Source organism: Sporomusa sp. (genome assembly GCF_057736855.1).
The window spans coordinates 1-12,624 of sequence record NZ_JBYKYF010000061.1; the positions used below are offsets into that span (position 1 = coordinate 1).

Consider the following 12,624-nt stretch of genomic DNA (forward strand, 5'->3'; position numbering starts at 1 on the left):
TAAATAGCTATTGGTTATTTAGCATAAAGGAGGGAATTTAACTATGTTTAACAGGTTTACTGATAGAGCCCGCAAAGTATTAATACTGGCACAGCAGGAAGCGGCCAGATATGGACATGGTTATATTGGTACTGAGCACTTATTGCTTGGACTTTTACGCGAGGGAGAAGGTGTAGCCGCTAGAGCGCTTGCTTCGTTAGGAATAGAGGTGAATGCAGTACGAGCACAGGTAGAAGCGATTCTCGGTACTGGGGAGGGGCAAGTGAGTGATATCGGCTATACGCCAAGAGCCAAGAAAGTCATTGAACTGGCAATGGAGGAAGCCTTGCGGTTAGGCCATAATTATGTTGGAACAGAACATATCCTGTTAGGGCTTATCCGGGAAGGAGAAGGTATTGCTGCCCAGGTACTGATAGGTATGGGAGTTGATATTAATCTCATGCGTCAGCGGGTCATTGAAATGCTGGGCGGTTTTGTGCTCTCAGGGCAAACGCCGCAGCCTAAATGCCAGGGAGCTAAACCCATGGCAGGCACGAATACCCCGTTACTTGATGAATTTGGTCGGGATTTGAATAAAATGTCCCAAGAAGGCAAGATTGATCCAGTGATTGGTCGGGATGCCGAAATTGAACGTGTTATTCAGATTACCTTAAGGCGTACTAAGAACAACCCCGTATTGATTGGCGAACCTGGTGTTGGCAAAACTGCTATTGCTGAAGGACTTGCCAGACGCATAGTTGAAGGTCAAGTTCCTGAACTTTTGCGTAATAAACGTGTTGTTTCGCTGAATATGGCATCCATGGTGGCGGGAACCAAGTATCGCGGTGAATTTGAAGAACGGCTTAAAAAAGTAATTGAAGAAATTCGTGAAGCTGGTAATATTATATTGTTTATTGATGAACTTCACACCTTGATTGGTGCCGGCAACGCCGAGGGAGCCATTGATGCTGCAAATATTTTGAAACCGGCCTTAGCTCGAGGCGAGTTACAGGTTATTGGTGCAACCACTCTCAACGAGTATAAAAAATATATTGAAAAAGATGCCGCCCTGGAACGGCGCTTTCAGCCAATTACTGTTGGTGAACCCAGTGTAGAGGATGCTATTGCTATTTTAAAAGGGATAAGGGATAAATATGAAGCGTTTCACCGGGCGCAAATTACCGACGAGGCTATTGAGGCAGCAGTAAAATTATCTCACCGGTATATTTCTGACAGGTTTTTACCGGATAAAGCCATTGACCTAATGGATGAAGCGGCTTCGCGGGTACGGTTGCAAGCATTTTCGATTCCGCCAGATGTCAAAGAAATGGAAAAGCGTTTAGAACAGATCAGAACCGAAAAGGAAGCAGCCATTGCTGCGCAAGAATTTGAGCGGGCAGCCAGTCTGCGGGATATGGAGCAGCAAATCCGTGAAGAGCTTGAGGGCAAACAGAAAATGACGAAACAACGTGGCAACGAACGTATTATTGTTACTGCCGAGGATATAGCCCATGTTGTATCTACTTGGACGCGGATTCCGGTTAAAAAATTAGCCGAAGAAGAATCTGAACGGTTGTTAAAGCTGGAGGAAATTCTGCATAAACGCGTTGTTGGTCAACATGAGGCTGTGCAGGCAGTAGCTCGTGCTGTGCGCCGCGCACGGGCCGGGCTAAAAGATCCTAAACGTCCAATTGGGTCTTTCTTATTCCTTGGGCCTACAGGTGTGGGTAAAACCGAACTGTCTCGTGCTTTGGCTGAAGCGTTATTCGGAGATGAAACAGCCATGATTCGTCTCGATATGTCTGAATATATGGAGAAGCATACAGTATCTCGCTTGGTTGGCGCACCGCCCGGCTATGTAGGTTATGAAGAGGGTGGTCAATTAACTGACGCTGTTCGTCGTAAGCCGTATTCGGTTATTCTATTAGATGAAATTGAAAAGGCCCATTATGATGTTTTCAATATGTTGCTACAAGTGCTTGAAGATGGGCGTTTAACTGACAGTCAGGGGCGGACAGTTGACTTTAAAAATACCGTTATCATCATGACTTCTAATGTTGGTTCCCAGCATCTGAAAAAAGATGCTGCTTCACTTGGTTTCTTATCAGATGAACGAGCTAAGGCCAATGCAGGGGAATACGCTAAAAACCGGGTATTAGACGAGGTTAAGCGAGTATTCAGGCCAGAATTTTTAAACCGGATTGACGAGATTATTGTCTTTAGCAGCCTAACTGACGAGGATCTGAAACAGATTGTAGAAATCATGCTAAAAGAGGTAAGCCAACGCCTTGTTCAAGCAAATCTAACTATTGAACTGAGTGAGGCAGCTAAGCAAGAATTATTAAAAGAAGGTCGTGACCATGCTTATGGAGCCCGCCCCTTACGTCGTGCCATTCAAAAAATGATTGAAGATGAAGTTTCTGAGATGATTATCAAGCAAGCCATAACCAGTGGTGATACGGTCATCGTGGATGCTGACGAAAATGGCAAATTAAAATTTGCAAAAAAGGCTCATTAGCAGGAAAGTTAGCGTATAAACGCGAAAAAGCACTCAAAATGAGTGCTTTTTCACTGTATTACTACTAGGAATCGGGTTGATATACTAGAAGGAGAAATCAACTTGTCTAAAATTAAAACTAAATTTGTGTGTCAGGAATGCGGTTCAGAAGCAAGCAAGTGGCTGGGACGGTGTCCGGGCTGCGGTGAGTGGAACACTTTGGTAGAAGAAGTAGCTGTAAAAAAATCTGAGGCTCATTTGGCAAAAACGTCTGCGTCTAAGCCTCGTCCAATCAATATGGTGGATACATCGGCTATGCCGCGCCTATTAACAGGTCTTAGTGAGTTTGACCGGGTTATTGGTGGCGGAATAGTGCCTGGTGCACTGATCTTAATTGGTGGCGATCCAGGGATTGGCAAATCCACGTTATTACTGCAAGTAGCTGCAGGTATAGCCAATACCTATGGTCCGGTTTTATACATATCTGGTGAAGAATCTGCTGCTCAAATAAAAATAAGAGCTGAGAGACTGGGAAAAATAAGTAATAATTTGCTAATTTTTACAGAGAATAATTTAGAGACTATTGTGCTGGAGGCGTTACGCCAAAAGCCGGCTTTAGTGATTGTTGATTCCATACAAACGATGTTTAGCCCAGAGATTCCATCAGCTCCCGGCAGTGTTAGCCAGGTCAGAGAAAGCACAGGTAAACTGATGCGTTTTGCCAAAGAAAGCGGTATACCCACGGCCATCATCGGTCATGTTACCAAAGAAGGCAATATTGCTGGACCGCGGTTGTTAGAGCATATGGTAGATGTTGTTCTCTACTTTGAGGGCGAGCGCAGCTACGCGTTTAGAGTTCTTAGAGCTATTAAGAACCGCTTTGGTTCAACCAATGAAAGTGGTATATTTTCTATGGAAGAACATGGGCTCGCAGAAGTAGCCAACCCATCCGGCCTTTTGCTGGCTGAACGGCCACAGGGTGCGCCTGGGTCGGTGGTATTAGCCTACATGGAAGGCCTTCGACCACTGTTAATTGAGATCCAGGCGTTAGTAAGCACAACCTGTTTCGGTATGCCGCGCCGTATGGCGGCAGGGTTTGATTATAATCGGCTGATTTTGCTAATGGCGGTATTAGAAAAGCGAGTAGGACTCATGTTGGCGAATCAGGATGCATATGTTAATGCGGTAGGGGGATTTAAAATTGCCGAGCCGGCAGCAGATTTACCGGTAGCATTAGCGATAGCGTCAAGTTTTCGCAGTGTTGCCGTTGATCCTCATACGGTGGTCATGGGCGAAGTAGGTCTTACCGGTGAAGTACGAATGATTAGTCGGGTAGAAGCTAGAATTACCGAGGCAGCAGCACTTGGTTTTAAGCGTTTTGTCATTCCGGCCGGAAATCTTTCTGGCCTTAAGTTGCCTCGGATAGCAGGGCTTGATATTATAGGTGTTGCTAATGTCAGCGAGGCTATGGAGGCGGTATTTGTATGATAAAAAGCCGGGAAGAACGCTCTGAACGCTTGTGGGATTCCCGTTTTGTCAAAACCATAAAGAGCTTGGCGCCAGGTACACCGCTCAGGGAGGGTCTGGAAAACATTCTTAGAGCCAAGATGGGGGCTTTAGTATTGGTAGGTGATACCCCGGCGGTACTTGACATCGTTGATGGCGGTTTTGAATTAAATTCGGAATATACCCCAGCCGGTTTTTATGAACTGGCAAAAATGGATGGAGCTATTGTGCTCTCTCATGACGGTAAGCGCATCTTGTATGCGAATGCTCAACTGATGCCTGATCCGAGTATTCCGACTTCTGAAACAGGTACACGCCATCGCACCGCTGAACGGGCGGCTAAGCAGACCGGTGCGTTAGTGATAGCTATTTCCCAGCGCCGTAATATTATTACTTTATACCTTGGCCAATTACGATATACACTCAAGGATATTCCGGGTATACTCAATCGTGCCAATCAGGCGCTACATACCCTAGAAAAGTACCGCAATGTACTTGATAAAGGGCTTACGAATTTAAGTGCGCTGGAATTTGAAGATTTAGTTACTCTCTATGATGTGGCTCTTGTACTTATTCGCGCCGAACAGGTCAACCGTATTGCACTGGAAATTGAACGTAATGTGATTGAGCTGGGAACAGAAGGCAAGCTGGTCAGTATGCAGATGGAAGAACTTATTTCTGGTGTAGATGTTGCGTCGTTATTAATTAAAGATTATTGTAATACCAATGAAGTAAAAGATTATGAACAGGTAAGAGAAGAGCTTGCTCAACTGCCTGAAGAACACCTTGAACCGTTTACTATCTGCCGGATGTTAGGTTATGGTGTCAGCCCTACTGCCATGGATATTCCAGTTGTGCCACGCGGCTACCGGATACTTAGACAGATTTCACGCTTGCCGCTCTTGGTTGGAGAAAAGCTGGTTGCGCATTTTAAAACCTTGCACCGGATTTATAATGCCAGCCTGGCAGAGCTGGATGAAGTGGAAGGTATTGGCGAGGTACGAGCTAAAGCAATAAAAGACGGCCTTAAAAGGGTGCGAGAGCAGGTTCTTTTAGACCGTCATCTGTAGGTACATGCTTTTGTCAGCGTTGGTATAATTCTAAATTTAGATCCTCGATAAATCGGGCGTACGCTTGATTTTCTTCTACCTTAACAATTTTGTAGCGTTTGTTTTGTTCGCTGATGACTTCATCCCCAACGTTGACAACCAGCGGGACATACATCAGAACTTCGTTGGTATCCTCATCCAGTATTATATAGTGATCATATACTTTTTGTGGTACTTGTTCAGGTTTTTGCTGAGTAGAAAACATAGTAAGGGGAAGATAATAAAGCGCTCCGGCAGCTATAATGGCCGTTAAAACTAGGAAGCAAACCAGTTTGATCCCATGTTTTTTTTTCAAACGGTTTCCCTCCTACTTTTTTGGTTTTTTGCGCGGCCCTAAAAAATTTGTGAATTCGTATTTGAAAAAGTGTCTGAGTTTGCTTTTAGCTTCTTGCCAATTGCCGGTACTAAGGAACAGAAATGCTGCTATGCCAAAGACCAATACCAGTGCAATTGTCAGGATATCATATCCTGGGGCTGTATCGGTAGGAACATAGGAGGTGGTTGTACCACCGACCGTATTATCGGAACCGGTATTATTATCAGTTAATTCTGTATAGACGCCAGCCTGACCGGCCTCAGCGACACCACTGCTATTGCCGCTGGCAGGTCCCAGGAAGGAAGGTACGACATCGGCAAATAGGGTAATACTGCGATTGGCAGCTTCGCGGGAGTTATACTGGGTTCCCACTTCCACTAATAATACTCTGGGACCTAAATCCTGATTGTAATTGCCATGGGCGATAAATATGCCCCGGATAAGTCCCCGGTATTTGGCATCAGTAGCTCGCTTTATGCTTCTGGCATAATCCAGAGTGGTTTGTCTGTTTTGATTTTGGCGTCCTACAACTAACAGCAGTTTGCAGACGTTTTGTCCATTAATGGTGGTGCTATAGACTTTAAGCGGAGCACTGTCGCGGTGAAGATCAAACATGGCGATAGGTTGTTCTTTTAGGAGCTTTAAAGCGGTTCGGCGAGAGCGATGATACGCATTGGCATCATGTGGGTCATGCAACGTTTTGGAATGGATAACGTCGTACCCTAGTTCGGTTAGTTTTTGGGTAAACGTATCACCGACAAGCATAATTGTACCTTTGCCCCGCTGGGTTGGTGTGCCGTCATTCGGAATATAGGATTCGTCTGTGTGCGTATGATAGATGGCAATTTTAGGTTTAGGTGCATCGGCGGGTTGTGCTTGAACCCAAACAGCTTCATCGTGCGCTTGGGCTGAAAGCTTTTCTTTGACCCGACAGCGGGCTAATGTACCTTCAACCGCAGTAATTTCATACAAAGTATCATCTTCGGCGATATATTCGTCACCAATATGGACTTCGTGGCCTGTCTGCAGTACGATATTTCCCTGTTCGTCGACTACAGTCATGTACCCGGAAAGTAATTCACCGCCTGCCGCCAATTCTGATTCCGGTATGGTGGCTGCAGCAGGCAGGGTACCGAGGCTTGCTACTACAACAACATGTAATAAAAATCGCAACAAATAGCGCATATTTACCCTCCTTTAGCAGTATCATTCCCGCAGGAAAAATGTTTATCCGATGACTAAGCCGTTCATTAACACCCATTTTATGCCAGTAGAAGTTAAGTCGCTTTCAGCCCATTAATGATACTGCTTCAAAGGAAAACATGCGATTTTGCTGTATTAGGTAAATGTAACGTATATCAGGCAAAAAAAATACAGCCTTATGTAAGACTGTGTATCTATAATAGTCTATATATCAGGTTAAATGAAAGGCACCCAATGTTTTGACGTTTTTATACTCTTGTTGCATTACTTGATGTAGCGATAGGCCAGTAACATTGCACAAAGCAGCCAAATAAAACATGCTGTGACCGATTTCTTTGGCGACAATTTCCTGACAGTGTGGACAGAGTTCACCTACCAGATGGGAAGACATATGCTTCTTAAGTTCACTGTAGGCTGCTGTTGCCGGAGCCGACTGGCGTGTAGCCGTAACCTGGATGCAGCCGCAACCAGTTACTGCCTTGGCAATGGCTCTGTTTACCCGGGCAGCGGATTCCTGGTATTTTGTGATAACATCTAGTATACTGCGGTGGCGAATTAAGTATTCATCAACAGCAGACTGAAAATCTGAGCAACATTTGTTATCCTGCATGTTAAGTACACCTCACTTTGCCTTTATTATATAGACTGCTCTTCTTGATGTCAACGTAAGGTGGATTAAGAAAGGTACTTATCACTAGATAATATTTGGTGAAATTATTGACAGACTTAATTACGCATGCTACAATATTAAATTTTGACAAGATATTATGCTGTATGATATACTAAAACACAGTATATTCATGAAGTGTAGTTCATCTAGACGTATTTTTTGATTTAATTTAGGACATAATAAAGATGTGTTTCCACTTTTTGGGTATAAATAATTTGAGAAAGGAGGTAGAGGCTGTGATTGACAAAATACTTAGGATAATTATTGTCGGTTTGGCGGCCGTGGGTGGTCTGGTGCTAACCGATAGAATTATTCCGCTGTTGGCTACTGTTGTAGGTGAAGAATTTTTAAGAATAGGCGTATTTGGCATTACCATGACTACCATTCTCACGTTTGTATTCGGTGGTTTGGTTGGCGGCATCATTGGCTATGTGGTAGCGCCGTTTCTCTTAAAATATTTATGGAACTTCACCTACTGGGTGGAATTACGTCTTAACAAAATGCCTGGGTATGATGTATTAGCAGGCGTGTTAGGTTTAGCTACTGGACTTATAATTTCTAATTTACTTGGACCGGCTTTTTTGCCGATTCCGATTGTTGGTAAATATGTTCCGCTGGTGCTCAGTGTTATTCTTGGATACTTGGGGGTTAATGTTGCGATTAAAAAACGCGAAGAATTATTTAGTATGTTTTCTAATCTTCCTGCATTGCCCTGGATCAATCGCGATGGCAAAGAGCGACCGAAGGATAAGGATAACAGCGTATGTCAGCCGAAAATACTGGATACCAGTGTTATTATTGATGGACGCATTGCGGATATTTGCAAAAGCGGATTTGTTGAAGGCTTGCTGATTATCCCGATTTTTGTTTTGGAAGAGCTGCAGCATATTGCTGATTCTTCTGATCTTCTTAAACGCAATCGGGGACGGCGGGGGCTGGATATATTAAATCGGATGCAAAAAGAACTGGAACTGAATATTCAGATTGATAACCGTGATTTTGAGGATATTGTTGAAGTAGATTCAAAGCTAATCAAATTAGCTCAACTCCTTAAGGCCAAAGTCATAACAAATGATTATAATCTTAATAAAGTGGCCGAACTGCAAGGTGTACCTGTTCTTAATATTAACGAACTGTCTAATGCTGTTAAACCAGTAGTACTGCCGGGCGAGGAAATGGTAGTGCATGTAGTAAAAGACGGCAAAGAATTCGGACAGGGCGTAGCGTATCTTGATGATGGTACAATGATTGTTGTTGACGGCGGTAAAAAACACATTGGTGAAACGGTGGGAGTACTGGTAACTTCGGTGTTGCAAACTGCCGCGGGGAGAATGATTTTTGCTAAACCTAAAGCACTAATATAATATAAACTAGTTTTCAAGCCTTCAGGCCTTTAAGGCTTGAAGGCTTATATCTAATAATAAGACCAAGGCTTGTGTTGGCGTCCTATAGGACTTGGCACAAGCCAAGTTTTTTCTCAATATCCGGGGGAGGTTTTTTTATGGTATGTGCTATTATTGCTGCCGCCGGACAGGGAAAGCGGATGGGCAGTACTATCAATAAAGTTTTACTGCCGTTGGCCGGCAAGTCTGTACTGGTGCATTCGGTCTTAGCGGTCAGTGCTGTATCAGAAGTGTCGAAGCTGATTATAACGGCATCACCTGGAGAAATAGAAACCATTTTTAACATGATGACCCAGCTTACTATACCGATTCCTTGGCAGGTGGTTGCTGGTGGCAGCGAACGCCAGTATTCTATTGCTAATGCGCTTGCCGCTGTTCCGGATAATGCCCAAATTGTTATCGTGCACGATGGGGCCCGTCCACTAGCTTCAACGGAATTATTTGAGCAAATTATTGCTGCTGCTCGGCAGCACCAGGCGGCTATCGTGGCTGTACCAGTAAAAGATACGATTAAAGTCGCAGATGAAGCCGGGCTAGTAACTGATACACCTGATCGCCGGACTTTGTGGTCGGTTCAGACTCCCCAGGCTTTCCGCAGCGAGCTTCTTAAAACTGCTTATGCACAAGCAGCCGCAGATGGATATTTGGGTACTGATGATGCAGCGCTGGTCGAACGCTTAGGTGTTAAGGTAAAAATTGTTCCTGGAAATTATAATAACCTCAAAATTACTACACCCGAGGATTTACGTTTGGCCGAAATGTTAATGGCTAAGCAAGAGGAGGTAAAGGCAATGATCCGCTGTGGTATTGGCTATGATGTCCACCGTTTGGTGCCTGAACGCAAATTAATTCTTGGCGGAACAGAGATTCCTTATACATTAGGGCTTGCAGGCCACTCTGATGCTGATGTGCTTTTGCATGCTATTAAAGATGCTCTATTAGGCGCGGCTGGCTTGGGCGATATTGGAAGACATTTTCCCGATACTGACGACAAGTATAAAGGCATCTCCAGCCTGAAGTTACTAGTTGAAGTGGGTGCGCTATTGGCTACACATGGCTATGTTGTCAATAATATTGATGCGACCATTGTGGCGCAAAAGCCTAAACTGGCACCGTACATAGAACAGATGAATAAAAATATTGCCCAAGCGTTAGGGATTGCTGTCAGTCAAGTAAATGTAAAGGCCACTACTACCGAAGGATTAGGTTTTACTGGACAGGGCCAAGGTATTGCTGCTTACGCCACTGCGACGATTATGGCGGCTAAAGTTTAATACCGAGAAATGAACTGCATAAATGCTGCGTAAACACACATATTATGAATAAGTATTTGTTGTATTTGGAGGGCAGATTATGCAGAATCAGATTAAAAAGTGGTTCATTGTGCTTATTCTTGGTGTAATGGCTAGCTGCTTTCCGTCTTCGGCGTTGGCAGCAGAGTTTAATATAAATATTTTACGCCAAGATGGGGCAACCTGTGGCGAGTTGTGGATTAATGACAAGCTGATATGGCGGGTGGCGGTGTTGTCAGATGGTGCCAAACCAGTGACAGGCGGTTTTGCCGATGCCAATACTACGTTCATTATTCCTGATATTGTACATGGGATGTTTTTGCTTAGAGTGAAGTAATGTGCTGTCATATTATTGACAGCACATTTTTTTGAAAAATGTTTTAGGTAAACATATATTTTGCATGGTGACGCAGAATCTGCTAAAATATACAATGATTGACACAACGCTATGATTATATATAGATACAATGCGTTTAAATTTGCTCAAGGCGATTTTAACGCGGAATATATAGATTAATGCTTGGGTGCATGGAAGGAGTACATACATGGATCAACAAATTAGAGTACGGTTTGCTCCCAGTCCGACAGGGCCATTTCATATCGGGGGCGCGCGGTCAGCATTGTTTAACTGGCTGTTAGCCCGCAAAACGGGCGGGAAGTTTATATTACGGATTGAGGATACTGATTTAGAACGTTCTACCCGGGAATCTGAAGAAAATATTAAAGCATCTTTGCGCTGGCTGGGAATTGACTGGGATGAAGGTATTGATATCGGTGGTGAATATGGTCCATACCGCCAGACAGAGCGTTTGGATATTTACCGCGAATATACCGAAAAACTGCTAGCAAGCGGACAAGCCTATTACTGCTACTGTAGTGAAGAAGAACTTGAGGCTGAACGTCAGGAGCAAATGAATAAAGGGGAAAACCCCCGTTATGGCGGCCGCTGTCGTCATTTGACCCAAACTGAGCGTGAGCGGTTTATCGCTGAGGGTCGTAAACCTACCGTTCGCTTCCGTGTTCCAGACAACCAACAAATTGTTTTTAAAGATTTGGTTCGAGGCACGGTAAGCTTTGATTCCAATGGTGTAGGGGACTTTGTTATTGTAAAATCGGATGGCATCCCGGTATATAACTATGCCGTGGTGTTGGATGACGCACTCATGAAAATTACGCATGTCATTCGGGCAGAAGAACATCTGTCTAATACGCCAAGGCAAATCTTGCTTTATCAGGCGCTTGGTCTGGAGCTGCCTACCTTTGGCCATATTTCGCTCATTCTGGGGAAAGATCGGACCAAGATGAGCAAACGTCATGGTGCAACCTCAGTTGAACAATATAAAAACTTGGGGTATTTACCAGAAGGGATTGTTAATTTCTTGGCTCTTCTTGGCTGGGCTCCGCCAGGTGAACAGGAAATTTTTTCAAGAGAAGAATTAATTGAGCAGTTTTCCATGGATCGGGTGGCTAAGAACCCTGCAGTATTTGATATTGACAAGCTTAACCATATCAATGCCCATTACATAAAACAAGCCAGTCCAGAACGTATTACCGAATTGGCTCTGCCGCATCTTAGGGCAGCAGGCTATATCGGTGAGGAGCTGTCTGCCGAGCAAAAAGCTTGGTTAGTAAAAGTAGTGGCTGAACTACAGGGATATATCAGTTATGCCGCGCAGATCACAGAACATATTGATGTTTTCTTTAATGACAATATTGAGTTTGAAAATGAAGAAGCCCATGAGATTATGAAAGATGCTACAATTCCTGAGGTTCTGGGGAGATTTAAAAGCAAACTTGCCGCATTGGAAACGGTAGAACCACCAGCCATTCAGGCGATTTTAAAATCCATTGTTAAAGAATTAAAGCTGGGAGGAAAAAAGGTTTATATGCCTGTGCGGATTGCAGTTACTGGCAAAATGCATGGACCGGAACTCATTAACCTTATCCCGCTGATTGGCAAAGAACGTACCCTGTCAAGAATAGACGGTTTAATTGCCAAGATATAACATCTTTGCTTGACATGTTCAAGCCTCTATTAGTATAATTTACTCGTAAAACCGATTGTAGCACTCGGAAATGAATGTCTTACATTATGTTGCTGCAAGTTAATAGTTGGTGGTTGGTGATAACCACCAGTGAACTGCGAAGACCAGGAGAAGTACGTGTATACCCCCCACAGAGAGGCATCGTCGTCGGCTGTAAGCGATGCTGGGTAAGGCTACACCGAAATGCACCTGATAGCAGGGTGGCTGAAGGATAAGTAGGTCATCCCGGTTGCTGCCGTTATCAGTTAGAGCAGGGGTATTATGCCCAAGCAGAGTGGAACCGCGAGCCATCGTCTCTGTATCTAGAGAAGGCGGCTCTTTTATTTTTCTATTCCGTACCAAGATTAGCAGTTTTTTTCTGTAAGGGAACGAAATAAGCATCACCTTCACAATAGGTTTGGCATAAGCCGGATTTCTTTAGCTATTCTAAATTAAGCTATGGGAGGGAATACTATGTTTGACCGGATAAAAAAGGATATCCAAGTGGTATTTGAACGTGATCCTGCAGCTAAAAGTGTGCTTGAGGTATTGCTTTGCTACCCTGGGTTACATGCCATTTGGCTGCATCGTATTGCTCACTACTTGTATAAACGCGGTTGGGTGC

General features: G+C 44.0%; 11 protein-coding genes, 1 pseudogene and 1 other annotated feature. Of the genes and pseudogenes, 9 read left to right on the plus strand and 3 right to left on the minus strand.

Annotation, left to right across the window (positions count from 1 at the left end; translation table 11 throughout):
- Window positions 1-43 precede the first annotated feature (43 nt).
- The 3 genes from AC29Z1_RS06030 (at window position 44) to disA (ending at window position 5,052) form a co-directional block, all read left to right on the plus strand.
- Window positions 44-2,497 carry an ATP-dependent Clp protease ATP-binding subunit gene (locus tag AC29Z1_RS06030; RefSeq protein WP_488270555.1) on the plus strand — a complete coding sequence of 818 codons (2,454 nt, stop codon included), beginning with the start codon at window positions 44-46 and terminating at the stop codon, window positions 2,495-2,497.
- A gap of 102 nt (window positions 2,498-2,599) precedes the next feature.
- Window positions 2,600-3,964 (plus strand): DNA repair protein RadA, encoded by a 1,365-nt coding sequence (gene radA / locus AC29Z1_RS06035; RefSeq protein WP_488270556.1) that lies wholly within the window; start codon window positions 2,600-2,602, stop codon window positions 3,962-3,964.
- Window positions 3,961-5,052, plus strand: coding sequence for a DNA integrity scanning diadenylate cyclase DisA (disA, locus tag AC29Z1_RS06040; protein WP_488270557.1), 1,092 nt, complete (start codon window positions 3,961-3,963; stop codon window positions 5,050-5,052). Before radA ends, disA begins: the two co-directional genes overlap by 4 nt.
- A 13-nt stretch (window positions 5,053-5,065) precedes the next feature.
- On the opposite strand, the gene AC29Z1_RS06045 is transcribed toward disA, so the two are convergent.
- The 3 genes from AC29Z1_RS06045 to AC29Z1_RS06055 all read right to left on the minus strand — a co-directional run bounded on the left by AC29Z1_RS06045 (window position 5,066) and on the right by AC29Z1_RS06055 (window position 7,220).
- On the minus strand, window positions 5,066-5,386 hold the full coding sequence (locus AC29Z1_RS06045; RefSeq protein ID WP_488270558.1) for a stage II sporulation protein P: 321 nt from the start codon (window positions 5,384-5,386) through the stop codon (window positions 5,066-5,068).
- Window positions 5,387-5,398: 12 nt separating this feature from the next.
- On the minus strand, window positions 5,399-6,592 hold the full coding sequence (spoIIP, locus tag AC29Z1_RS06050) for a stage II sporulation protein P (RefSeq protein ID WP_488270559.1): 1,194 nt from the start codon (window positions 6,590-6,592) through the stop codon (window positions 5,399-5,401).
- A 229-nt stretch (window positions 6,593-6,821) separates the two neighbouring features.
- Complete coding sequence (locus AC29Z1_RS06055; protein ID WP_488270560.1) at window positions 6,822-7,220, minus strand: nucleoside triphosphate pyrophosphohydrolase family protein; 399 nt, start codon at window positions 7,218-7,220, stop codon at window positions 6,822-6,824.
- A 296-nt stretch (window positions 7,221-7,516) separates the two neighbouring features.
- Between AC29Z1_RS06055 and AC29Z1_RS06060 the strand changes: the two genes are divergently transcribed.
- The 6 genes and pseudogenes from AC29Z1_RS06060 to AC29Z1_RS06085 all read left to right on the plus strand — a co-directional run.
- Window positions 7,517-8,644: a PIN/TRAM domain-containing protein gene (locus AC29Z1_RS06060; protein WP_488270561.1), complete on the plus strand. Its 1,128-nt coding sequence runs from the start codon at window positions 7,517-7,519 to the stop codon at window positions 8,642-8,644.
- 137 nt (window positions 8,645-8,781) lie between these two features.
- A pseudogene (gene ispD / locus AC29Z1_RS06065) lies at window positions 8,782-9,441 on the plus strand (2-C-methyl-D-erythritol 4-phosphate cytidylyltransferase); the annotation flags it as partial.
- Between the two features lie 33 nt (window positions 9,442-9,474).
- On the plus strand, window positions 9,475-9,957 hold the full coding sequence (gene ispF / locus AC29Z1_RS06070) for a 2-C-methyl-D-erythritol 2,4-cyclodiphosphate synthase (RefSeq protein WP_488270564.1): 483 nt from the start codon (window positions 9,475-9,477) through the stop codon (window positions 9,955-9,957).
- Between the two features lie 79 nt (window positions 9,958-10,036).
- Window positions 10,037-10,312, plus strand: a complete 276-nt coding sequence (locus tag AC29Z1_RS06075; protein ID WP_488270562.1) for a hypothetical protein — start codon at window positions 10,037-10,039, stop codon at window positions 10,310-10,312.
- Window positions 10,313-10,520: 208 nt separating this feature from the next.
- On the plus strand, window positions 10,521-11,981 hold the full coding sequence (gene gltX, locus AC29Z1_RS06080; protein WP_488270563.1) for a glutamate--tRNA ligase: 1,461 nt from the start codon (window positions 10,521-10,523) through the stop codon (window positions 11,979-11,981).
- Window positions 11,982-12,111: 130 nt separating this feature from the next.
- Window positions 12,112-12,321 (plus strand) — a binding site (T-box leader).
- A 152-nt stretch (window positions 12,322-12,473) separates the two neighbouring features.
- Window positions 12,474-12,624 (plus strand): serine O-acetyltransferase (locus AC29Z1_RS06085; protein ID WP_488270565.1); only part of this gene is annotated, 151 nt, incomplete at its 3' end.